Origin of the sequence: Rubripirellula obstinata, assembly GCF_001642955.1 — a bacterium.
Lineage (GTDB): Bacteria > Planctomycetota > Planctomycetia > Pirellulales > Pirellulaceae > Rubripirellula > Rubripirellula obstinata.
Genome location: NZ_LWSK01000069.1, coordinates 1 through 22756 on the forward strand (window position 1 = coordinate 1; position 22756 = coordinate 22756).

Below are 22756 nucleotides of genomic sequence, written 5' to 3' on the forward strand. Positions count from 1 at the left end.
TACATGCTGGCGATCAGGGAAATGTGCCGTTACCACAATGCTTCCCAGCGTTCCAATCTGCTGCGTTGCAATGATTTTCATCAGGCCAGGCGATGCCCACGCGGTTAAACAATTTAGAAACCGTTCACGGCGGTGTTTAGTCCACGATCGGATCAAACTCGACTGAACCCTGGCGGGATCAGCTACGGGCAGGTCGCTGGCAACCTGCGAGATCGTTTTAAAACAGTTCCTTAACCACGCCGCAAGCTAACCTGAAATCGGCACGACCGTTAAATCCGAATCCTTTTCGCGAATCCTTCAAGTCACCTGGACAAAATTTTGCGTGTTTCCCGACATGTCTTCTAACCAGGGGCAACTGTTTGGGGTCCGGCCAATGCTGGCGGGGCGTACACCACCAAATCTATCTCTCAATTCAGTTTACGTTGGAGGCTACTAAGCCATGGCAACACTTGCCCTTTCAAATCATGGACCCGCGAAAAGCCGCAAGGGTTTCTCGTTGGTCGAGCTATCGGTCGTCGTTATCATCATTGGCGTTTTAGCTGCATTCGGAGTACCCCGCTTGCTACAGAGCGTTGAGCGGAGCAAAGCTTCCGAAGCTTTCAACTACCTGGCTGCCGTCCGCACCGCTCAAGAACGATATCAGGCACGCTTGGGAACTTACGCGACCGATTTCACCGAACTCGATATGTCGCAAAGCGCACCAACCTACTTCACCGTTCCCGCAACCATCACCGCTGACGAAACCACCTGGAGTCTTCAATTGACTCGCGCCGGTGCAAGCGCTGGTTACGGTGCCTACACCGTTTCGTTCAACGAAGACGGATACGATCCCGACACGACTGCCAGCAGCATCCCTGCCGCTGTCAATCCACGCGGAACTTAGTCCAGAGCTGACTGACGTGTCGATGAAGTGACGTGTCGATGACATGACAACGGGGCGGTTCGCTAAGCACAAGCGAACCGCTTCTTTTTTGGCTCTCGCGAACCGTGATTGTCAATTTACGGGTGGAAATTCACACGGGTGGAAGCATATGCACATGACTACCAACGCCGAAAATCAATCCAGCTCGGATGTGGTTGGAATTCTGTTCAAAAACGATCGGTTGGACGCATGTCGCGCCCGGCAAACCATTTTTGGCGGTGTCCGCTACCAATACGCCAGCACTGCGATCCAAGACGGTGACCTGGCCGCAGCAACGAAAGAAGTGATTGCACAATTAGGCGGCAGCAAAGCTGCGCTGCCGATTGCCGCTGCGATTGCGACCGAAGAATGCTACTTCGCGACTCGGCCCATTACGTCGGGCGGAGCCACGGCATCGCCACGCGTGCTGCTGCGTGAATCGCTGCGAAGCACCTCCGCTCGATTGGACCAGATGTCCATCGACGTCATCCATTGGCAACCCGATCGCCGAACCGTCGCAGGTATCTGTGCCGCGCCCACGCAGCGGGTCGAAGACATTCGCGAAGCCGTTGCCGCCGCCAAGCACTCATTGCAACGCGTCGAACCAGCCGCCGCTTGCCTGATCGGAATCTCGCCAAGTCACGAAGGTCGCGAGCGAAGGAACCAATTGACCACGCGAGTCCTGCTGGGTGAATCCAGTTTGCTGGCCGTGATGAGTCGTGGTGCAAAACCGATTCACTGGCAACGATTACCGTTGCCGCCCGGCGACGAAGCGACAGGAATTGTTTCGGCGATTCGCTCGCTTGAAACCGCCGCGACGGCATGCGGCCTCGACCGAACGCCCGACAACGTCGTCGTTCACGGACGCAGCGAGCTGCGATCATTGCTGGACAACCAGTGGCTTGAAAACAGTCTGGACGGAAACTTTCGCTGGGTCGATTATCCAACCCTATCCGGCGAAGACGTGACCAAGGCGCTGGCCGATCGATTGCTGCAAGGCAACGACGAAGGCTTTGATCTGGTTCGCGAGCATCGTGACCCGCTTCAACTGCGTCGTGTCGTTCCGTATCGCGAAATCTTTGGCTACATCACCGCGGCCGTCGTCCTTGCGGGTGTCCTTTGGACGCGGATGGATGGAATTGAGAGTCAGCGAATGGCGTTGGTTGCTTCTGCACCGCCGATCATCGGTGATGGAACCAGCCCCAAGCCAGAGAAAGATCGCCTCAACGGACAAGCGACCGCTTTCAGTCGGTTCTTGGACAAGCGAGTTCTTTGGAGCGAAGTTTTGGCCGAGGTCACAACGGCGCTGCCCGAAGGAATGCAGTTGATGGACATTCGATGCTCTGCACCGATGGCTCGCGACATTCGCGGCAAGTCAAAATCGCTGCCCGCAACGTTGGTCTTGGACGCCAAATGTGCCTTGGGCGAAGACGGAACGATGCCGACTTCGCTGAATGCATTGGCCGAAACGTTTAACGAACTAAACAGCGTTCACCAGCACTTTGAAACCGTCGAATTGTCGGATCTGCATCGCACACGCGATCAAGAGAGCGGCGTCGCTGGTGCCGAGTTCTCGGTGATCTTTACCGCGAAGACAAAGAAGGGCCGATAACGTCGAAAGACGTCGGAGATTCCCATGGCAACTCAGAAAGACTGGAAAAGCGAACTCAACCAAATCGCCGAAGTACTGCGTGATCCGTTCAAAATGCGGATGGTCGTCGCCGGCGTGACCTTGGCTGTGATGAGTTTTGTGATCAACGATCCGCTGCAAGGAAAAATGCAAGCGACGAAACAAGACTTAAGCCAACTGAAAAACACCGTTCGCGCGGCCGAAGAAGTCATGTTGCTGCGTGATCATATGGAACAAGTTCAAGATCGCATCTTCGTTGGCAAAGGCAACGATGCAGTCTTGTCGCATTTGATCGAACTGATCCGCAGCGAAGACGTGGACCTGATGCGAATCGACGCCGGTGCGCCCACAAAATTGGGGCCGCTGCATAGCGTCCGAATTTCAATCGAAGTCTTGGGATCCTATCAATCACTGCTGAAGCTTTTGCACGACCTTGATTCGGACCACTACCTGATTCGCATTGAAGACGTTGCGATCAAGCCACCAAAGCAAACTCGATCGACCGCAACGATGAACGTTGACCTGCGGATCATTAAGGAGACGCTATGAGTCCCAGTGTTAACAAGTTTTTGCCGCCCGGAATGGTGGTCGCTGCGACTTTGTACTTCGGTTGGCCGCCCGCCAAACCGTTGATTCAAAGCGATAGTATCGTTCGCGCCACCGCAGTTCGGTGGAAACGAGATGACTTAAAGAAACCTGCAACTGTGTCGATTGATGTGGATCCGTTCGCATCGGTCTTGGTCGTGTCAGACGAATTAGAAGTCGAAGAGGAAACCGGAAAGCTGGTTCCCGCGACCCGGCCCGCCGGTCCCGATCCAACGGTGTTGCAACAGGGATTAGTGTTGTCGGGGATCGCCGATATGGGTGGCCGAAAATGGGCGATTCTAAACGGGCGTCCCCGTTTGCCAGGCGACACGCTCGTGACGGATGACTTGAACCGTCATCCCTGCGAAGTCGTTTCCGTTGGCCACGACCATGTTGTCGTTCGCTGCGAAGAAACGATTGCCCAAGTCGAAATTAGAAACTCAAAACAAAACTCATCCGCATCGAACTTACCAGGCGTCAAGCTGCACCCGGTGACGGAAATCGAATCGGCGGCACCCGAATCGGCGTCAGTTCAAGAGGCATCTGAAATTCCTCCGCCGCCCAACTTCACACTTTCACATAATCAAACGTCGTTAAGGCGAAATCCATGTCGAACGTACTAAATCCAACCCGAGCCAAACAGACGTCCGATCCATTGATCGTTCGTTTGTTGCAATCGGTCACCCAGCTCGATCCAGATCGCCTCGAAGACCTGTACAACTCGCCCAGCAAAGGCGAAGTGTCGTTCGAGGAAATGGTGATTCGCAGCGGTGTCGCCAACGAACGTCAAATCGCCGAAGCCTACGCAAGGCATTACCTGATGCCGTTGTTCGATCCACCATCGGACACGCCGCCACCAGTCGATCCAGGCGTTGCAGAAATTTTGCCCAGTCGTTTGTGTCGTGATCACTTGATCGCACCGCTTAGCGACGACGGCCAAACGATCGAAGTCGCTGTCTTTTCGCCTGATTCTTTGTTGCTGGCCGACGAAGTCAAGCTGATAACCGGTCGCCAGATGCGACCGTTATTCACGACATTAAGCGTGATCGAACGACTGTTGAGCGTTCTGTACGAAGAAGGTTCGTGGACCAGCAGCGTTAGCAGTAGCACGGCCGCCAGCTTCGAAGAAGTCGATGAACAGGAAGATCTGGACGACGAAGAAACCGCCGAAGCAACCGAAATCGTTCACCTAGACCAAGCTCCACCGCCGGGACGTGACGGTCGAATCATTCGTTACGTCAACAGCATTTTTGAACAAGCGTTGCAAAGCGGTGCGAGTGACATTCACATTGAACCCTACGAAGACAATTGCCGCGTGCGACTTCGCATTGACGGATCATTGACCGAGGTTGCACCGCCACCGATGCAACTGCTCAATTCCGTGATCAGTCGCTTGAAGGTGCTTAGCAAGATGGATATCGCCGAACGGCGTCTGCCGCAAGACGGCGCGATCGGACTTCGCAGCGGTGAACATCGCGTTGACATGCGGGTCAATACTTGCCCAACCGTCTACGGCGAAAAGATCGTCATGCGGGTCTTGGATAAGAACGCCTTGCCGCATGATCTCAGTTCACTTGGCTTGGACGAACGACAATTCCAAGATCTAAGCGAAGCGATTCGCAGTCCACACGGATTGATGTTGGTTACCGGCCCGACCGGCAGCGGTAAAAGTACAACGTTGTATTCATGCCTGAACTATTTGAACGATAGCGAAACCAACATTTGCACGGTCGAAGATCCTGTTGAATTCAAATTCGCGGGAATCAACCAAGTGCAAACGCGGTCCAAAGTCGGGCTGACGTTTAGCAGTGCACTGCGATCGTTTCTTCGACAAGACCCCGACGTCATCATGGTCGGTGAAGTTCGCGATAACGAAACCGCCGACATTTGCATGCGAGCCGCATTGACGGGGCACTTTGTCTTTTCAACGTTGCACACCAACGACGCGTTGTCATCGATCACTCGATTGAAAGACATGGGCATCGAATCATTCTTGCTTTCCAGCACGATTCGATTGCTGGTTGCCCAACGATTGCTTCGTCGATTGTGCAACGAATGTAAAACCCCAACACAGTTGGATGCAGCGACCGCAGCACGGTACGGCATCGATCCAAAAACGGTCGTGTTCAAGCCCGCCGGATGTAGCCGATGTCGCGAAACCGGTTATCGCGGCCGATTGGCGGTCTTTGAAATCATCCGCATCAACACCGAAATCGCCGAGATGATTCAAGCGGGCGCGACGGTCGAGAAAATGCAAAAAGCAGCCGTCGCCGATGGCATGAAATTACTAAAAGACAGCGCGCTAGAAAAAGTAGTCTCCGGCGAAACCGGACTAGAAGAAGCCCTCAGCGTCTGCGTTCATTAGCTGTTAGCTGTTAGCTGTTAGCTGTTAGCTATTAGCTGTTAGCCAATCCCTAATCCCTAATCCCTACTCCCTACTCCCTACTCCCTAATTCCTTCCATGTCTCTTGATTCTTGGTTCCTATCGCACGCGCGCGTCTCGGCGAAATCGCATCGCCGCGCTTCGCTCGATGACAAGATGACTTTTTTTCAACAGTTCGGATCGCTTCTAGCGTCCGGGACACCGATGTTGCGTGCGCTGAAACTTGCCGCTCAACAGAACCAGAGCATTGATTTAAGAGAAAAGCTAGAAGAGGCCAGTGAACGCGTTGCATCGGGGACTCCGCTGCACGTTTCGATCCAAGAATCAACCGGCGAGATGTTTCCGTCTCATTGGGTTGCGATGATCGCGACCGGAGAAGCGACGGGCAAACTTGACGCGGTCTTGGCTGACCTGAATCGACAAATTCGCGAATCCGCCGACACTCGCAGCAAGTTCATCGGCGCGATGATCTATCCATGCGTGTTGATCGGTGTCGCCGTGTTGGTCGTCTTGGTCATGTTATGGTTCGTCGTACCGACGTTCGGCGGAATGTTTTCCGACATGGGTGCCAAGTTGCCCGAGATCACTTTGTTTGTTCTCGGTTGCAGCGATTTCATTTCGGCATACGGGCTGTATCTGGTTGCCGGCGTTGGTGTTGTCGGATTCCTGTTCCGCCGATGGTCCAAAACGCAGCCAGGACGACGTCGCATGATTTCGTTCATGGTGGCGATCCCCGTGATTGGCGACTTGGTCATTCAATCATCGATGTACCGGTTCGCTTCTAACTTGGCTCTGTTGCTGAAAAGCGGAGTGCCGATGTTGGAGACGATGGACACTGTCGCGGGCGTCTTCCACAGCCAGCCACCCTACTACGACGCGATTGTGCTTGCGAAAAATCGGATGGCAGCCGGGCGTGCTCTGGCCGATGGGCTGGAGGAATCAGGCCTGTTCACGTCAATGATGATCAACGCTGTTCGCGTGGGCGAAGAATCCGCACAACTCGGCCCGGTGATGGAAGAACTGGCTCCGTACTATCGCGAAAAGACTCAAGCGTTTCTGACCCGCGCAACCAAGCTCGCAGAACCCGCCATCATCATGGTGATGGGGGCCGTCATCAGTGTGGTCATGCTTGCGATCTACATTCCGATGTTCGAGATGGCGGGAACCGTGAAATGATGCCACGCCCGAAAAAGAAAAACGCTTTCTCGTTAGTTGAAATCGTAATCACGATGACCATCATTGCGGTGCTGGTTTCGTTTGCCACACCAAGCTTGTCTCGGTCGATGGAACAATCTCATGCCGACATGGTTGGCGCGGGACTGCGAAGCATCGCGGTCGCCCAGCGATTCTATTGGCTTGAAAATCGCACGTATGCTCCTGACTTGCAAACCCTGATTGACGAAGACCTGATTGATGGCAACCTGACCACGGTCACGCCGCGGTACGAATACTCGATCGCCACAGCCACCGCGGGCGCGTTCCAGGTTCAAGCTCGCCGGCGAAATCTCGATGCATTGGGCAACCCGGTCTTCGACGGTGCTTGGCAAGGCACGTTTACGATCGACGAAACAGGCGTGATTGGCGGATTGGTCCAAGGCCCTCGAGGCCATGTTGGCAATTCAAACCCTCAATTGACGCCGTCATTCTAAAACGAATCACTCGCTACAGATCATCCATGCAACGCTCGATTCAAAATCGCCGAGCCACCACCTACTTGGAAGTCCAAGTGGCGATGGTGATGTTGGCGATCGCGACAGCGGGACTGTACAGCGTTTCGGTGATCCAAACCAAGCAGTCGGCTCGTTTGAGCGGTCGGGTTTTTGCCGAGTTCGCGGACGCCGATGCAGCGATCAACGCGCCGACAAACGAGTGGGCAAGAAAGTTGGGAGCGATCGCCACAGTCGATGAAGTCGCCAGCCCTGCCAATGCAATCGATCCAGATAACTACTTTGTTTCGATTACGGATAACCTGTGGGGCGGAGCGACGATTCCCTTCCGTGCGCCGAGCGATTTTTATACCTGGTACCATTGGCATTATTTCGCATGCTACGGCGGCACCGCGTTCTATCATCCCGAGTTTTCAACCGTCGGTGCGGGCAGCTATTGCGAACAACGAATCACGGGGATTCCCAGCGGAAACTACGAAGTCCTGATCACGTACCCGTATCTCAGTTCGCTTGGGACCGGCATTCCTTACGAGATTTACGATGGTGCGACCTTGGTCGACACTGTCATCGTCAATCAAACCTTGCCGTGCGACGACACACAACTAGACGGACACGATTGGGAACGAATCGCAGTGATGCCGATCAATAGCGGAACCCTGCGGATTCGGATGCTGGACGGACCCAACGGAGATCGCTTCATCATCGCCGACGCGATCGCTGTCCGCACCCGAAAATTTGAACTGACGTCGGTCAATCCGACCGCTGGCGGTGGAGCAACCGCAGTGGTGGTGACTCCGTGATGTCCGTTTTGAAACATAAGTCCGCGAGAAACGGATTCAGCTTACTGGAAGTCACCATCGCGGCAATGATGTCGTCCATGGTGGTGGTCTTGGCGTCCACAGTGGCGGTGGACATTGGCCGAGGGTTTGTCGAAGGCATTGCCGAAGCCAGAATCGCGACTGAATTTCGGATTTTGACGGGAACGCTACAGCGAGATTTCGCTGGTTCGCTTCCCGAAGCACGCAGCGGCCCAGTCAAACAATGGCGATTGGTGGGCCGACAACTGGTCAGCGACACCGAACTGCGATTGTGCTTCGACGCCGATGAAGACGGTAGCGTTGATTGGGTGGACGATCGAATCATCACCTACTTGTTGGATGATGGACAACTGATTCGCAGCGATTCCATATCCGGTACCGAATTCGTTGTTGCAGAGAATCTGTCTTTTCTGAGTTTTAGCATCGACGCAGGACTGATCACCACGGACTTTCAATTCTCACTGGGTGGTCTCGAAGAACCCTTCACCTATGTCACGGCGGACCTTCCCTGATGTTCAACAAACGAAGAAACCGCGGCGGTTACGCCATGTTGATCGTGCTTGCGATTGTGCTTAGCAGCACCGCGCTAGCAACGATCCAAATGCGCCATCTCGATTCGGCATTGCGGATTGAACGAGCCCGAATCGAAGCGGAAGAGTATTCGGCTGGATCCTTGTCAGTGCTCGCACTTGCGATTGATCGATTGCAGACCGGTGATCCACCAACGCCGTTCAATTACGGCCATTTGCACACGACCGCGGGCGCTTCGACCTGGTATCGAATCAGCTACGCCAAGGTCATCGACCAGTGGACCGTCACGGCGACACCGGACGTCGATGCCAGTGCATTGCTGCTCCTGCCTGCGTCCTTCTAAGAATTGATGCAGATGTGGGCCGGAACAAGCCGTTTCAACGCAGTTCCGGCAATTGCAAAGACTGAGTCCGACATCCAACACAGTCGCTATGCCATTGCCGGAACTGTGCTTCGCTAGTTCCGGCCTACGTTGGAAAAATAAACTGTACAAATCGGCATGAAACGTCCGATTAATCGGAAGAGGCTGTCCAAATTCACGGTTTGCAAGGATGCACGTGGCACCGTCGTTAAAAATCTTCAAAGACTCAACCCACACGCCAACGTCGCTCCGAATCGGATCGAGGTTGGATAAATACCGCCTGACGGGGCGATTGGGCGAAGGTGGATTTGCGACCGTCTATGCCGCAATGGATCTGGTTGAAGATCGCAAAGTCGCGTTGAAGATTCCTGATTCACGCCATGTCGCCAACGCACAATCGCTGGACGATTTGCATCGCGAGGTCAGAATCATGGCCAAGATGGAACATCCTGGCATTCTGAAATTGAAGGACGCTCGATTTATTGACGGCCATTTTGTCATCGCGTTTCCGCTCGGCGAAGAAACACTGGCAGATCGGCTGACGCGTCGTTTGTCTCGAGCCACTGCGATGGATTACGCCGTTCAGATGATCAGCGCGGTCGCGTACGCTCATCAGAAATCAGTTTTGCATCGAGACATCAAGCCAGAGAACTTTGTTTTGTTTTCCGACCAAGTCATTCGTTTGACGGACTTTGGTTTGGCCCGAATTGAAACTGGCGGCCATGACGTTTCCGGCAGCGGCACGCTCGGGTTCATTTCGCCGGAACAGGCGATGGGCAAACCCACGTATCGAAGCGATGTGTTCTCGCTTGGCTTGGTCATCTATCGAATGTTCTCTGGCGCGGTGCCGGACTACCCGTTCGATTCACTGCCCGCATTCAATCGTTTTCGCAAAGGCATGTCGCGCGACTTCGTTTCAATCATCAAAAAATCGATTGATCCAACGCCAAGTCGCCGATTCCGCGACGCCGTCGCAATGCTGAACGCAATCAGCAAAATTCGCTACCCGTTGACCGACCGAAGCGTCACGCTAACCGGCGACAGCTTGCCATCAGCAATGACACGCCGGGCCGCATAGAAGTCTGCTGCCTAATAAGCCGTGTGTCGCATCGCTCCACACGGCCTACCACTACGGCGAAAACTATTGCCCACCGCTTCGTCCACCTGAAATCGATTGCAGCATTTTCTCAGTCTGGTAGGCCGGAACAAGGAGTCTTCGACGCAGTTCCGGCAATCCGCGCCGACATTGTCTGCCGGAACAGCGCCGAAGCGGCTCGTTGCCGGCCTACGTCCATGCGCCACCGAAGACTCACTGTCGCTCGGTTCGGCCATCCCATCCTGGCACCCATTTGGCGTTCCGCCCGAAAACTAAGCTGACTTGCAATGCAAAAATGCCGTGTGTCGCATACCTCCACACGGCCTAACACTACGGCAAAAACTATTGCCCACCGCTTCGTCCACCTGAAATCGATTGCAGCATTTTCTCAGGCGGCATTAGGTCGACGATTTCTCGCTGCTTTTCGCTGAGGTCCTGGTACCGCTGCAGCAATGACTTGTCGCTTCGCAGTGGCATCTTTCGCCGAATCACTTCCTCGACCCAAACCTGTAAAGTCATTGTGACAAGTGTGGGATCGCCATTGGTCAGTATGCCCAGAGTTTCCTGTGATTGAGTTGGCAATAGCGATTCGATCGTGGCAAATTCATTTGAGGTCAGCGAAACGTCGCGGCGTCTGTTCTGATTGCCGCCGTTGGATCGGTTTCGATTTCCAGGACCACGCCGGTCGGGGTAGCCAAACATTTGCCGTATCGCAAACCATTCACGGGTCTTGGGATTTTCCAAAGGTCCGCGGAAACCACCCGGCGGTTGGTACCGTCGTTGGTCTTTGCCGATTCTTTTCTTGGCGAATTCTTGGATTGCAAAATAGATTACATCCACGGTTTCGTCGTCGAGTTGTGAACCTGATGTTTCCGCCATCGATGATTTAGATTCGTCGATGGCATCGCGAACCGCCTGGCGACTCGCATCGGCGTCATCGCCTTCGATCTGGTCCACCAAACCGCTTGGCAAACGTGACCGCCAAGTCGCGTACGCACGCATCGTATTCAGCAAAGTATCCCGATCCGATTGAGTTTCGATTGTCGCTGCAAGTTGTCGAATCGATTCTTGATCGGCATCAGACAATCGACTGAACGCGTCCCAGCGAGACCCCAGTAGTTCGCGTTGGTCAACCGACATTTGTTCGATCGCCGATTGCCGCTGATCCAAGGCGACTTGACGCAGCGGTTGCAATGGTTGGGTTTCAGCCGACAACTCTGCGGCGGTCTCCACCATCTCTATCCAATCGGGATTCGCTGCTAAGTGACGCATCAATGTCAGATCGCTGCCGTAGTTAAATGCATCCAGATCCTGTGCGATGGCTAGGTCGCGAAGTTCATTTTGTTGCTGCTGGCGAGATTCAAAGGCAGCAAACGACCAAGCAGCCAGGCCTGCCATCACCGACAGTAATAAAACCGGAGCCATTCTGCGTTGATTCCAACGCGACTTCGTTTTGCTCCGCTGCAACGAATCGTTTGTCCTGTTGTAATCTCCCGAAGCACTCGAATCGATATCGGCAATCGCAAGCTCCAACGTCGTTTCGACCAAACTGACGCCTGATCCATCCACGGACAGCACGTCCAGCATGTCCCAACTTGATTGCAGTTCTGTCAAACGACCGCGAAGAGGTTCATCGACCAGCAAACGATTTTCAAGCTCGCTGCGTTCGCCTCTTTGCAGTTCGCCATCAAGGTAGGCGACCAGCAATTCGTCGTCGGGATCAGAAGGGGCCGAATCGGCCGACAGCGAGACGCTCATTCGATTTCCCTTTCTGCATTAGTGGCTTGCTGATCGGCAGCACCGTTTTCGATGACGCCATGTTCAATGTACGGTTCCAGTTTTTCTTTCAGGTTGACTCGAGCACGACTGAGCAGCGACTTCACCGCCTTGGTCGTCAAGTTCATGGTGTCGGCGATTTCTTGGTAGGACATATTTTCAAACCGGGACAGCATCATTGCCATTCGCTGCCGTTCGCTCAGCGATTCAACCGCCGCACGAACCACGCTCGCACGTTCATCGCCTTCGACCAAACGAGCCGCCATCAATCCGCTGGCGTCGGGTGCGTTGTGCGTCAACAAAGCTGGACTGCTGGGCGACAAGTCGCCTCGTCCGGCATCGGCTTCGCTGATCTCCTTCCGCCGCCCCAGTGACCTGGCCGAATTCCGTGCCACATTGCCGGCGATCGTGAACAACCAAGTCGAGAACTTTGCGCCGGCTTCATATCGTTTTCGAGCCCGAAAGACTCGCAAAAATGTTTCTTGAGCAAGATCTTCAGCCAAGTCTGCCTTTGGACCGATCGTTCGCATCAACCGAACCAAACGTCCTTCGTAGCGGCTAACCAATTCAGCAAAGGCCCCCGCATCGTCATCACGAACGCGCAGCATCAAACGCACGTCCGGATCGGATTGCTGATAACGTAGTGCGGTTGATTCAGTCACAGTCATGGTTCGCTCTACTGTACCCTAACCACGGCCCCTTCCGAAAGTTCCGGCATAATCCCTGTCGGTAAATCACTTTCCGCTCTAAGAGCACCCATTGGGAACGAGCAAAAAAATTTCGTAGCTGATCCCGCCCGGGTTCAGTCGAGCTTAAACTGGTGATCGGCTGAACCCTGGCGGAATCAGCGACGTTGTAAACACCCCACTTCTACCCACCACCGAGATACCTGAGTGATTACCAATAGAAAAATCTGGTTCATAATAACAGCCTTGTTGACTTCCACTCTTTCCTCAATCACGCCATCAAACGCCCAATCGGTCGCCCCATCAATTGCTGACGATCCCAAAATCGATCAGGCAAAAGAAGAGCAGCCAGCCGATGGTCAGTGGCGGTCGCTGCTCGATCAGGATCTGTCAAACTTTGAAGTCTGGATGGGGATTCCTCACCAGTCGGTCCAGGGGTTACCCGAAGGCACCTTTCAAGCTGAAAAAGTGACCAAGGGACAACCCATGGGACTCGATGCGGACGTCAAAAACGTCTTCGCTGTCACAGTCGTAAACGAGGAACCAGTGTTGAAAATCTCTGGCGAAATCTATGGCGGCCTGACAACGCTTGAGGACTTCGGCGACTACCACTTCAGCACTCAATTCAAATGGGGCGACAAAAAATGGGAACCGCGTCTGAACAGACTGCGTGACAGTGGGATTCTTTATCACTGTACCGGAAAGCATGGGGCGTTCTGGGAAGTCTGGAAGTCGTCGGTCGAGTATCAGGTTCAAGAAACCGACCTTGGCGACCTGTATCCTCTCGGTGGCACTTCAGCGGAAGTCCGCGCGACCGACGGCAAGTACGATCCCGAAAGCGAACAGTTCGCTCGCCGAGGAATGATCAAGGCAGGATCCGAACCCGATGCACCGCATGGCCAATGGAACCGCCTTGAAGTTTACACGTTAGGTACGACGTCCGTTCACGTTGCCAATGATGTGGTCGTGATGGTTCTGGAAAATCTGAAGATCAGAGGCAAACCGCTTTCAAGGGGTCAGATCCAAATCCAAAGCGAAGCTGCCGAGTGCTACTACAAAGATATGAAGATCCGATCCATCAGCGATTTCCCCGCTGACATCAAATCGCAAATGCGACTTAGGTAGATCGATCGATGCAACGCGGCGTTTCACATTCCAAGTATCATTTTGTAGAGGCAATTCCATGAAGAACTTCACTTTATCTCTGATTGCCGCATTTCTAGTTACGATCACCATCCCATTGGGTGCGTTGTCGGCTGCGCCGCTTGTCTACGAAGGAAGCGAAGGCGTTGGGCAAGGCAAGCACGTCGTTTTTTTGGCTGGCGATCATGAGTATCGATCGGAAGAGTCGTTGCCCGCATTGGCTAGGATTCTGGCAAAGCATCATGGATTCAAATGCACGGTTCTGTTCAACATTGATCCGGCGACTGGCGAAATTGTTGCTGGCAAACCGTCGAATATCCCTGGGATGGAAAGCTTGGAAACCGCCGACCTTGCCGTGGTTTTTCTTCGCTTCCAAAATCTGCCTTCCGAGCAGATGAAACACTTCGTTGACTACCTGGATCGTGGCGGCCCCGTCGTCGGACTGCGAACGTCAACTCACGCTTTCAAGATTCCGAAATCAGAACCCTATGCAGAGTATTCGTACGACTCAAACGACGAACGTTACCCCCAAGGGTTTGGTCATCAAGTGCTCGGGCAAACCTGGGTCGGACACTACGGTCGTAACCATGTTCAAAGCACGCGAATTGTCCAAGTTGATGAAATGAAGAACCATCCAATCCTGCGAGGTGTGAAGGACGTTTGGGTTCAGGCGGGTGGCTATGTTGGCAAGCCGATCGATGGTGACGTGTTGACGATGGCACAACCGCTTGATGGCATGACAGCGGATTCACCGCCATCGGAATCACAACCGCCGATGCCTTCGGAGTGGACCCGCACCTATGAATCCGAATCCGGCCAACAAGCCCGTGTCTTTACGTCGCTCTATGGCACGCCCGAAGATTTAACCAACGAAGGCTACCGACGACTAATCGTCAACGGAATTTTTTGGGCAATTGGTTTAGATTCAGCCATTGCACCGGAGATGTCCATCGAGACGGTCGGCCCATTCAACCCCAACACGTTTGGAATGCAACTGCACGCAAAAGGAATCAAGCCGAAAGCCTACGCTGGTTACGAAAGCCCAATCCCAGCTCACAACGACGTCCCCGATTCAGAGTGATTGGAACGTCCTTCGATGCGATTGAGAATGGGTTCCATCGCTTCCAGTTCGGTGTAGAACATGGCACTGGGATCGATTCCACGGTCGTCCAGAAATTGCAAACGTTCTTGGACGTGGTGATAAGACGATAGCCAGGGTAAGACAGCGCCCCAAATCGAGACGATGGCGATGATGCAACCGGTCAGTGCAACTCGACGGCGATTTCGCAACTTCATAATGTTCTGCTTTACCGAATGAAGTCGCGAAACAAGACACCAAACATTAGGTAGGCCATCACCAGCGTCAGGATCAGGTTCAAGGTTTGCCCGCATACATACAACAGCAACGGCTTTCCGCCGCGGAGGTATGGTGCCAGTTCGCTGAATTTTGTTTCCAATCCGATGCTGACAAAGGCCAGGCAAAAGAACCATCCTCGTAAGGTCTTGGTCGTCCCTTTGATCATTCCGTCAACCAGTTCCGGGCCGCCGACCATCAGCGAGTGCAGAATCGAAAACACGATTGATGCCGCGATGAAGCCGAGCACAAATCGCGGGAACCGTTTCCATACTTCGGATATCCCAGGCCGAGTTCCCTGGTCATTGTCTTCCACGCAAGTGACCCAATAAGTCGCGATTCCAAACGCAGACACGCCAATCAGAATGTTTTGAATCATCTTCACCGTTGCCGCGACTTCCAAGGCGCGATCGCCTAGCGTTGCGCCGGCGGCAGCCACCGCGCCGGTTGAATCGATCGTCCCGCCCATCCACGCGCCAGCAACCGTATCGTCCATTCCGATTGCTTTGATGACGATCGGTAGCACGACCATCATGATCACCGTGAACGACAATGACATTCCAATCGCAAGTGAAAGCTCTTCTTTCTTCGCTTTGCAAGCCGCAGCCGCAGCGATTGCCGCTGAAACGCCGCACACCGACATGTCGGCTGATATCACCATATTCAACGAACGCGATTCAATCTTCAAAACCTTCTGGCCGAAAACATAGGTGCTGATCAATACGATCGGTGTCACCACCCAGGCGACAAAGATGCCCGGTACACCGAGTGCCAACAATCGCGACATCAAGACCTCGGCCCCCAGCAAAACGAGTCCTGTTTTGATGAAGAATTCCGTTAATGCAGCACGACGTATCCATGTCGGAGTTCCAACCGTGTTGGAGATGATCAGCCCCACCATCAACGCCCACAATGCGTATTCCAAGTTGTAAGCTTTGACCAAGCTTTGAGCGGCCAACGTGTAGCTGAACGTTGCCAGAAAAAAGATAGCGATGAAGCCCGTGAAAAACTGCAACCCGCTTCGCCCGCCAGCTCGCAATCCAATCGAAACCGACAACAACAATGCCAAAACGGCAAATGAACCCAACGTTGAAAACACGGGTGACCAATCCCGTCGCCCCGATTCGCTTGTTGTTACAAACGCGTGCAACGGCGACTCAGTCCACTTCGCCGGTTTACCAATCCACTGCAAAAATGGATTGACGACCGAAACCTCTGCAGCGCCGTCTTCGGGTACCGTGACCGTTGAACTCAATCGCACCGATCCGAAGGACAAAGCAAGGATGATGGTCGCGCAAATGATCGCAAGCCAATCATCCGATAAGCGCTTTGAAGTCTCTTTCATCATCTTCTTTGCCTAAGTTGAATAGGGTTGGCATTTCAAAATCTGTTTAACCGCGTGGGCATCGCCCCGCGCGTTCGAGTCCAGCACAACGCGCGGGGCGATGCCCACGCGGCTAAACGAACTAAAGACCGTCGGAACAAAAAGTGGCGTAGCGAAACTCGCCAAGAGTTTCGGCAGCTCGACAAACCGAAAGTCTTGGCGACTTTCGCTACCAATTTTCCCGCCACTAATTGTCCGGCGGTCCGAACGCCCTAGTTGCGGGGGCACGGAGGTTTCCTAGCGTTGACCTACAACCCAACATAACCTTTCGCAGTGTCACGCCGAAACCGGCGAGCACCCAAAGATCTGATCGTCAGCAATCGCCCAGACTTGGTCGTTGCTAGTGGGTTGGATCACGTGTGTTCCCGTAAACTCGCCGATCGCTGGGAACACCAGGCAACCACTGCTCAACCAAAAACAGGGCAGCTTCCCCGTTGATTCGCCGCCGACCGAAAAACGAATCGCCGGATGAAGGTGCCCGCAAAACAAAGCCGCAGCATCGACCGGAACTTTGCTTGGATGATGATTCAGCACAATCGATCCGAGCCGTTCGCCCGGTTCCCGAATCTTGATCGGCCACGACGCGGGAAGTTGCCCAACATGGGCATCGTGGTTGCCGCGAATAAGAATGTGCTCGACATCATGATGCGTTTCAAAAAAACGACCCAGTGATTCGCGAACGTCATCCGATAACGACGATCGAGCGTGGAACATGTCGCCCAAAATGATCAGCTTGTTGGCTTTGGTTTCGCTAAGCAACTGAGCGATCGTGTCGAGCGTTCCATCGGTACTGCCCTGGGGAACGGGAATGCCACCGCGACGAAAGGTTGCTTCTTTACCAAAATGAGGGTCGGCGATGAACAGTGCAGCATGTGTCTTGCTAAACGCTGCTCGCTTGGCAAACAGTTCAAGTTCGACATCGCCGATTGTCACAGAAACAGATTTTGTCATTTCCTAAACCATTACTGGCCGCCGATCACCGTTAAAACCTAGCAGGCGAATCAGCGGCTTTTTCTAGTTGTTCTTGCATTCGTCGCACGCGGTCAGCCAACGTCTCGCTGCTGACTCTTTCGCGTAGCTTATCGACCAACAACGGAAACGACAGCGGTGTTACTTTCTTTGGTTCCGTAATGATGATCGTACTTTGCTGTATCCGCTGCAGTGCATCCTGCATCCGAGACTTTTCAAGCTGCAGCTCCATCACTTCGCGGCGGCTTTGTTCCAGCAACAAATTCCCGGGATCGTATTGGCAGAACACATCGAAGAACAAATTGCTGCTCGCTTGCAGGTGACTGGAACTTTTGCGTTGGCCTGGAAAACCAGGCTGAATCAATCCGGCGACGCGTGCGATCTGACGAAATTGACGCTTCGCCATTTCCGTCGCATTCATGCTGCTAAAAATATCCGGTTCTAAATTGTCCGGTTCAAAGACACCCTTCGCAATCGCATCACGAATGTCAATTTGAATCGGAGATTGCAAAACGAAGCCGTGATCATTGCACGCCATCGTGAATGTGGTTTTGTGCAGCCGCGAAATCCGAAACGCTAACAGCGCCGCTAGGCCCTCGTGAACGAGGCGACCTTCAAACGGAAAGATGAACATCTGGTAACCGCCACGCGCTTTGATGCGTTCGATCAACACTTCATCGCTGCGAGGCAACGCACTCCATCGACGTTGAATCTCGAACAATTCGCTAAGCGATTTCATCTCGCGGCCGACTAGTTTCCCCTCGGACGCCTGTTCCAGTTTTAGACGTAATTCCGCACTCAATTCGCTGGACAACGGCATCCGCCCGCCCATCCACCTTGGCACCGAATCCGGCGAACCCTTTGCTTTTCGCACGTAGGCGATATTGTCTTTGACAAGCACCAACGACACCAATCGTCCCGCGAATAAAAACTTGTCATCCGGATTCAGCTTTGAAATGAAGCTCTCTTCGGCAGTGCCTAACGTTCCGCCTTTCAAATACTTCACCCGCATCGAAGCGTCGGACATGATCGTTCCGATATTCATTCGATGGGCCGTCATCGTTCGCCGCTGAGTCACTTGGTAGACGTCATCGATCAACTCGACGCGGTGGAAATCGGGATAGGCGGTCAGTGAACTGCCACCGTGAACGACGAAGTCCAAAACCCACTGCCATTCGGAATCCGACAACGATCGATAGGCCCATGCGGTGCGAACTTCGTCTAACAATTCCTGCCAACGAAATCCGCCGCCAATGGCGATCGTGACGACATGCTGTGCCAGAACATCCAACGGCTTGTCTAGCGTTGGCCGGGCTTCCAAATGACCTTTTTGAATCGCGTCCTGTGCCGCGGCTAGCTCGATTAGCTCGATCGCATTGGTCGGCACAAACGCCATGCGACTCTCCGCCCCCGGTTGATGGCCGCTGCGTCCGGCGCGTTGCAGTAAACGAGCGGCACCCTTGGGGCTGCCGATTTGCATCACCAAATCCACTGCCGTGAAATCAACACCCAGATCCAAACTGCTGGTACACACCACCGCTCGCAATGATCCATCTCGCAAACCGTTTTCGACCCAGCGGCGAACCGACGTGTCCAGCGATCCGTGGTGCAGAGCAATTTTGCCGGCCCACTGCGGACGCTGTTTTAACAATTGCTGATACCAAATTTCGGTTTGTGAACGAGTGTTGGTAAAGACCAATGCGCTGGTGACACTGTCCAGCAATTCCGCGACCTGGGGCACCATCTTGGTTCCGATGTGACCTGTCCACGGAAAGCGGTCCATCTTTTCAGGAATCACGGATTGCAGTTTCAGACGTTTCTTTTTAACTCCCTCGATCAAACGCACTTCGCCAACAGGATGACTTCCCATCAACGATTGTCGAGCCTCGTCCAGGTTGCCAAGCGTCGCCGAAACGCCCCAAGTGCGAAGTTGAGGGCTCAGCTTTCTTAGCCGAGTCAAGGCGAGTTCCGTTTGAATGCCTCGTTTGGTTCCCATCAGTTCATGCCACTCGTCCACGATCACTGATTCGATTCCGCCGAGTTGTTCATGCAGGCGCTCGTGCGTCAGCATCAAGGAAAGGCTCTCGGGAGTCGTAATCAAAACGGTCGGAAGACGCTTCAACTGCCGAGCCTTTGCACTCGCCTTGCTGTCGCCTGTCCGCGATTCCAACCGCCAAGGCAGTCCCAAGTGATCCAGCGGAGCACGCAACGAGTTTTCGGTGTCACCCGCCAGTGCCCGAAGCGGAGTGATCCACAACACTCTTGCAGCGGGCGGACGTTTAGGATTCCACTTCGACTGATCAGGATTCTCGTGCAACCACTTCAAAATCGGCCCCATCCAAACCGCCAATGTCTTTCCCGTACCGGTCGCCGAGTGAATCAGTCCGCTATGTCCATCCAGGTACGCCCGCCAAGCCGAACGTTGAAAGCGAAATGGCTTCCAACCGATCGATGCAAAAAATGCGTCAACGGTTTTTGAGGGTGAGGTTACGTTTGGCATCGCAGTGCAGGTAGCACGTTTCGTTCGGGAAGGTGACTGTTTAAAAGCGTAGCTGAACCCGCCAGGGTTCAGTCCAACGCCGCAAAGGGTTTCTAAATTGTTTAACCGCGTTGGCATCGCCCCGCGCGTTCGGGCCAGCATGACGCGCGGGGCGATGCCCACGCGGTTAAACGAACTAACACGAATTTTCCGGGACGAAAACTCTTCACGGCGTTGGGTTCAGTTCGTGATCCGATCAAGCTCGACTGAACCCTGGCGGGATCAGCTACGGGCTGATCGCCGTCAATCTTGGAGGATGTATTGACATCGTTTTTAATCAGGCGGTAATAGATCTAGCAAATCGCTCAACTGGTTTGCGTCTTTGGCTTGCTTGTCATGCCGCCAGCGAACGATTCTTGGGAACCGTGTTGCGATGCCGCTTTTGTGACGCGTCGATCGTTGCAAACCTTCAAACGCGATCTCCATCACCAACTCCGGCGTCACGCTTCGCACAGGACCAAAGGTGTCGTTGGTGTTTTTGCGAACGAACTGATCGACTTTGCGGATCTCTTTGTCATCCAATCCGCTGTAGGCTTTTGCGATCGGGACCAGCGTGTCGCCATCCCACAAAGCGAACGTGTAATCGGTAAACAAGCTCGCCCGCTTTCCGTGTCCCTTTTGAGCGTAGATCAACACCGCGTCGATCGTATGCGGTGCGATCTTCCACTTCCACCACGTCCCTCGCACGCGCCCGACATCGTAGAGGCCGTCTTTGCGTTTCAACATCAAACCTTCGGCGTTCTTTGCCCGGCTTGTTTCGCGAATCGTTGCCCACGCATCCCAAGAATCACCAGCGACCAAGTCACAGATTCGCAGGTTCGGGTGTGTAATTTCGCCAAGAAGCGATTCCAGTTTCGATCGCCGCGATTCCAAGGTTTCCGACCGAATGTCCGCTCCTTCGTGTTCGAGCAAGTCGAACGCGCGAAAGACGACAGGAACTTCCGAAAGCAATTTCTTCCCGACTTTTTTGCGGGCGATCCGTCGCTGTAATTGGGCAAACGGCAGCACTTCCCCATCCGGAAGCGAAGCCAGGATTTCACCATCAAGAACGCAGCCGTCAGGAATGTTTTCGGCGGCAGATTCAATTTCAGGCCAGCGGTTTTCCATCAATTCTTCGCCACGCGACCAGATAAACGTCTGTCCTTCCCGACGTATCAGTTGTCCACGAATCCCGTCCCATTTCCATTCGGCAAAATACTCGGTCGAATCACCAAGCGGTTCAGGTCCGGCTTCTAAGTCGATTGGGTGTGCAAGACAAAACGGGTACGGCTGACTTGCCGACGCATCCGGGCCGTCTGGATCAATGAGTGTTTCATAGAACTTTGATGTTGGTTCCCAGTTCCCCATCAAACGGTGTGAAATAACGTCGGGTGATAGTCCGCACTGCTTGGCGATCGCGCGAGTGACCAACCGCTTGCTGACGCCGACACGAAACGCACCCGTGATTAGCTTCATAACGACAAAACGCATCGAAGCAGCATTGGTGGGACCGATTGAGATCGGTGTTTTTCGCCAGATATCTAGGATCGCATCACGTTGCTTGTCTTCGTCTAGTTCGCGGATCGGCAACAGTTCCTCCACCCACGTCGCGAGCGACAAGTCAGCTTCCATTTTTCCAGGCGGCACCACCATCGCCAACGTCTCGGCCAAGTCGCCAACCGCATGATAGGACTCGTCGAACAACCAATCTGGTATTCCCGCTTCTTCGGCTGCCCATTGTCGCAGCAGCTTTGTTGGCACCAGTCGGCGAAGCTTATTGCCTGACAAAAAGTAAGTTGCCCAAGCCGCATCCGCTGAATCCGCAGCAGCATAGTACGCCACCATCGCCGCGATCTTTTCATTGGTTTTCGTTGTCGAATCGAGACGATTGTAGAGTTCAGCGAAGCGAATCATTCTGGATCCTCCTCGTTTCCCGCTGAATCAGTTTCGTCGGACTCTGAATCTGCTCGCGAGCGTGAATCGATCACCTCGGCGTTGCGGCCTTGTTCTTGCAAGTACCGTGCAACGACGGACGAATAGCCGTGCGTGGCCCAGACGATTTCGGGATCACAAAGCTCGACTGCTTCCAGCAACGTTGGCCAATCAACGTGATCGCTCATCACGAAGCCGCGATCAACACTTCTGCGACGCCTGGCACCGCGAACCGCCATCCAACCGCTCGCCATCGCCGTACTGACGTTTCCAAACTTTCGCATCCACGGCGTGTGATGAGCACTTGGCACAGCGACCACGATCGAACCGCTCCAATCCTGTTTGCGGTCGACCGATCCAACAAAGGTGGTTTCTGGAAGTTCGACGCCAGTCTTGCGGTACGCTTCGTTTCCTTTCTCGACTGCACCGTGCGTGTAGATCGTTCCGAGACTTGGATCGAGACCAGCAATCAAGCGTTGACTCTTGCCGACTGCGTATCCGTACAAAACACAGCACTTACCCGCATCACGTTCGACACGCCACCAATCGTTGATCGCGTCGATCGTTTGTTGTTGCGGTTCCCATCGATAAACGGGAAGCCCGAACGTTGTTTCCGTGACAAACAGATGACAAGGGACCGGTTCCCAAGGGTGGCAAGTGGAATCGGTGCCCAGTTTATAGTCGCCTCCAACGACCGCGACCTTGCCCGCAAGTTCCAGCCGTACCTGTGCCGATCCAAGCATGTGTCCGGCCGGATGGAAACTGACACGAACGCCGCCGATCGTAATGGCCTCGCCGTAATCCAAAAACTGAAACTCGGCGTCATCGTTCATTCGCATCCGCAGTAGGTGTTCACTTCGCGCAGCGGCCAAGTAGCGTTTGCAACCCCATCGAGCGTGATCGGTATGAGCATGCGTCACCACCGCTCGGTCCACGGGGTAATGCGGATCGACGTAGAAATCACCCGCTGGACAGTAAAGCCCTCGCGGTGTTGTTTCGAGGATTTGGTGGAAGGCTGGCAT

General features: G+C 53.9%; 21 protein-coding genes. 13 read left to right on the forward strand and 8 right to left on the reverse strand.

Annotated features, from left to right (window positions below):
- The first annotated feature begins 439 nt into the window (after positions 1-439).
- The 11 genes from RC85_RS16380 to RC85_RS16430 all read left to right on the forward strand — a co-directional run bounded on the left by RC85_RS16380 (position 440) and on the right by RC85_RS16430 (position 9954).
- Positions 440-883, forward strand: a complete 444-nt coding sequence (locus RC85_RS16380; protein WP_068264765.1) for a type IV pilin protein — start codon at positions 440-442, stop codon at positions 881-883.
- Between the two features lie 154 nt (positions 884-1037).
- Complete coding sequence (locus RC85_RS16385; protein WP_149753007.1) at positions 1038-2513, forward strand: hypothetical protein; 1476 nt, start codon at positions 1038-1040, stop codon at positions 2511-2513.
- Positions 2514-2537: 24 nt separating this feature from the next.
- A complete protein-coding gene (locus RC85_RS16390) occupies positions 2538-3080 on the forward strand; it encodes a GspMb/PilO family protein (RefSeq protein ID WP_068264769.1) in 543 nt (180 codons plus the stop codon).
- A complete protein-coding gene (locus RC85_RS16395) occupies positions 3077-3739 on the forward strand; it encodes a hypothetical protein (RefSeq protein WP_068264771.1) in 663 nt (220 codons plus the stop codon). The genes RC85_RS16390 and RC85_RS16395 overlap by 4 nt, the downstream gene beginning before the upstream one ends.
- Complete coding sequence (locus RC85_RS16400) at positions 3724-5481, forward strand: GspE/PulE family protein (protein ID WP_068264773.1); 1758 nt, start codon at positions 3724-3726, stop codon at positions 5479-5481. The genes RC85_RS16395 and RC85_RS16400 overlap by 16 nt, the downstream gene beginning before the upstream one ends.
- Before the next feature lie 96 nt (positions 5482-5577).
- Positions 5578-6675 (forward strand): type II secretion system F family protein, encoded by a 1098-nt coding sequence (locus tag RC85_RS16405; RefSeq protein ID WP_068264775.1) that lies wholly within the window; start codon positions 5578-5580, stop codon positions 6673-6675.
- Positions 6675-7148 (forward strand): type IV pilin protein, encoded by a 474-nt coding sequence (locus RC85_RS16410; RefSeq protein WP_068264776.1) that lies wholly within the window; start codon positions 6675-6677, stop codon positions 7146-7148. The genes RC85_RS16405 and RC85_RS16410 overlap by 1 nt, the downstream gene beginning before the upstream one ends.
- Positions 7149-7174: 26 nt before the next feature.
- On the forward strand, positions 7175-7966 hold the full coding sequence (locus tag RC85_RS16415; protein ID WP_068264778.1) for a hypothetical protein: 792 nt from the start codon (positions 7175-7177) through the stop codon (positions 7964-7966).
- Positions 7966-8496, forward strand: a complete 531-nt coding sequence (locus tag RC85_RS16420) for a PulJ/GspJ family protein (RefSeq protein ID WP_068264780.1) — start codon at positions 7966-7968, stop codon at positions 8494-8496. Before RC85_RS16415 ends, RC85_RS16420 begins: the two co-directional genes overlap by 1 nt.
- Positions 8496-8858, forward strand: a complete 363-nt coding sequence (locus RC85_RS16425) for a hypothetical protein (RefSeq protein ID WP_068264782.1) — start codon at positions 8496-8498, stop codon at positions 8856-8858. The genes RC85_RS16420 and RC85_RS16425 overlap by 1 nt, the downstream gene beginning before the upstream one ends.
- A gap of 208 nt (positions 8859-9066) precedes the next feature.
- Positions 9067-9954, forward strand: a complete 888-nt coding sequence (locus tag RC85_RS16430; RefSeq protein WP_068264784.1) for a serine/threonine-protein kinase — start codon at positions 9067-9069, stop codon at positions 9952-9954.
- 360 nt (positions 9955-10314) lie between these two features.
- On the opposite strand, the gene RC85_RS16435 is transcribed toward RC85_RS16430, so the two are convergent.
- Both RC85_RS16435 and RC85_RS16440 read right to left on the reverse strand, forming a co-directional pair.
- Positions 10315-11730, reverse strand: coding sequence for an anti-sigma factor family protein (locus tag RC85_RS16435; RefSeq protein ID WP_068264786.1), 1416 nt, complete (start codon positions 11728-11730; stop codon positions 10315-10317).
- Positions 11727-12416, reverse strand: a complete 690-nt coding sequence (locus tag RC85_RS16440; protein ID WP_068264788.1) for a sigma-70 family RNA polymerase sigma factor — start codon at positions 12414-12416, stop codon at positions 11727-11729. Before RC85_RS16440 ends, RC85_RS16435 begins: the two co-directional genes overlap by 4 nt.
- Positions 12417-12683: 267 nt before the next feature.
- On the opposite strand from RC85_RS16440, the gene RC85_RS16445 reads away from it, so the two are divergent.
- Together RC85_RS16445 and RC85_RS16450 are read left to right on the forward strand one after the other, a co-directional pair.
- Entirely contained in the window at positions 12684-13559 is an 876-nt protein-coding gene (locus RC85_RS16445) for a 3-keto-disaccharide hydrolase (protein ID WP_235033453.1), read from the forward strand.
- Positions 13560-13617: 58 nt separating this feature from the next.
- Positions 13618-14658 carry a ThuA domain-containing protein gene (locus RC85_RS16450; RefSeq protein WP_068264790.1) on the forward strand — a complete coding sequence of 347 codons (1041 nt, stop codon included), beginning with the start codon at positions 13618-13620 and terminating at the stop codon, positions 14656-14658.
- On the opposite strand, the gene RC85_RS16455 is transcribed toward RC85_RS16450, so the two are convergent.
- From RC85_RS16455 to RC85_RS16485, 6 genes are all read right to left on the reverse strand, one after another.
- Positions 14631-14873: a hypothetical protein gene (locus RC85_RS16455; RefSeq protein ID WP_068264791.1), complete on the reverse strand. Its 243-nt coding sequence runs from the start codon at positions 14871-14873 to the stop codon at positions 14631-14633. The genes RC85_RS16450 and RC85_RS16455 overlap by 28 nt on opposite strands.
- An 11-nt stretch (positions 14874-14884) precedes the next feature.
- Positions 14885-16279 (reverse strand): YeiH family protein, encoded by a 1395-nt coding sequence (locus RC85_RS16460; protein ID WP_068264793.1) that lies wholly within the window; start codon positions 16277-16279, stop codon positions 14885-14887.
- Between the two features lie 312 nt (positions 16280-16591).
- Positions 16592-17266, reverse strand: a complete 675-nt coding sequence (pdeM, locus tag RC85_RS16470; RefSeq protein ID WP_068264798.1) for a ligase-associated DNA damage response endonuclease PdeM — start codon at positions 17264-17266, stop codon at positions 16592-16594.
- 31 nt (positions 17267-17297) lie between these two features.
- Positions 17298-19784, reverse strand: coding sequence for a ligase-associated DNA damage response DEXH box helicase (locus tag RC85_RS16475; protein WP_068264800.1), 2487 nt, complete (start codon positions 19782-19784; stop codon positions 17298-17300).
- 312 nt (positions 19785-20096) lie between these two features.
- Positions 20097-21716: an ATP-dependent DNA ligase gene (locus tag RC85_RS16480; protein WP_068264802.1), complete on the reverse strand. Its 1620-nt coding sequence runs from the start codon at positions 21714-21716 to the stop codon at positions 20097-20099.
- A complete protein-coding gene (locus tag RC85_RS16485) occupies positions 21713-22756 on the reverse strand; it encodes a ligase-associated DNA damage response exonuclease (RefSeq protein WP_068264804.1) in 1044 nt (347 codons plus the stop codon). Before RC85_RS16485 ends, RC85_RS16480 begins: the two co-directional genes overlap by 4 nt.

Coding starts and splice junctions, on each gene's coding strand:
- RC85_RS16380 (WP_068264765.1), top strand. CDS start 440: ATGGCAACACTTGCCCTTTCAAATCATGGACCCGCGAAAAGCCGCAAG.
- RC85_RS16385 (WP_149753007.1), top strand. CDS start 1,038: ATGACTACCAACGCCGAAAATCAATCCAGCTCGGATGTGGTTGGAATT.
- RC85_RS16390 (WP_068264769.1), top strand. CDS start 2,538: ATGGCAACTCAGAAAGACTGGAAAAGCGAACTCAACCAAATCGCCGAA.
- RC85_RS16395 (WP_068264771.1), top strand. CDS start 3,077: ATGAGTCCCAGTGTTAACAAGTTTTTGCCGCCCGGAATGGTGGTCGCT.
- RC85_RS16400 (WP_068264773.1), top strand. CDS start 3,724: ATGTCGAACGTACTAAATCCAACCCGAGCCAAACAGACGTCCGATCCA.
- RC85_RS16405 (WP_068264775.1), top strand. CDS start 5,578: ATGTCTCTTGATTCTTGGTTCCTATCGCACGCGCGCGTCTCGGCGAAA.
- RC85_RS16410 (WP_068264776.1), top strand. CDS start 6,675: ATGCCACGCCCGAAAAAGAAAAACGCTTTCTCGTTAGTTGAAATCGTA.
- RC85_RS16415 (WP_068264778.1), top strand. CDS start 7,175: ATGCAACGCTCGATTCAAAATCGCCGAGCCACCACCTACTTGGAAGTC.
- RC85_RS16420 (WP_068264780.1), top strand. CDS start 7,966: ATGTCCGTTTTGAAACATAAGTCCGCGAGAAACGGATTCAGCTTACTG.
- RC85_RS16425 (WP_068264782.1), top strand. CDS start 8,496: ATGTTCAACAAACGAAGAAACCGCGGCGGTTACGCCATGTTGATCGTG.
- RC85_RS16430 (WP_068264784.1), top strand. CDS start 9,067: ATGCACGTGGCACCGTCGTTAAAAATCTTCAAAGACTCAACCCACACG.
- RC85_RS16435 (WP_068264786.1), bottom strand. CDS start 11,730: ATGAGCGTCTCGCTGTCGGCCGATTCGGCCCCTTCTGATCCCGACGAC.
- RC85_RS16440 (WP_068264788.1), bottom strand. CDS start 12,416: ATGACTGTGACTGAATCAACCGCACTACGTTATCAGCAATCCGATCCG.
- RC85_RS16450 (WP_068264790.1), top strand. CDS start 13,618: ATGAAGAACTTCACTTTATCTCTGATTGCCGCATTTCTAGTTACGATC.
- RC85_RS16455 (WP_068264791.1), bottom strand. CDS start 14,873: ATGAAGTTGCGAAATCGCCGTCGAGTTGCACTGACCGGTTGCATCATC.
- RC85_RS16460 (WP_068264793.1), bottom strand. CDS start 16,279: ATGATGAAAGAGACTTCAAAGCGCTTATCGGATGATTGGCTTGCGATC.
- pdeM (WP_068264798.1), bottom strand. CDS start 17,266: ATGACAAAATCTGTTTCTGTGACAATCGGCGATGTCGAACTTGAACTG.
- RC85_RS16475 (WP_068264800.1), bottom strand. CDS start 19,784: ATGCCAAACGTAACCTCACCCTCAAAAACCGTTGACGCATTTTTTGCA.
- RC85_RS16480 (WP_068264802.1), bottom strand. CDS start 21,716: ATGATTCGCTTCGCTGAACTCTACAATCGTCTCGATTCGACAACGAAA.
- RC85_RS16485 (WP_068264804.1), bottom strand. CDS start 22,756: ATGCCAGCCTTCCACCAAATCCTCGAAACAACACCGCGAGGGCTTTAC.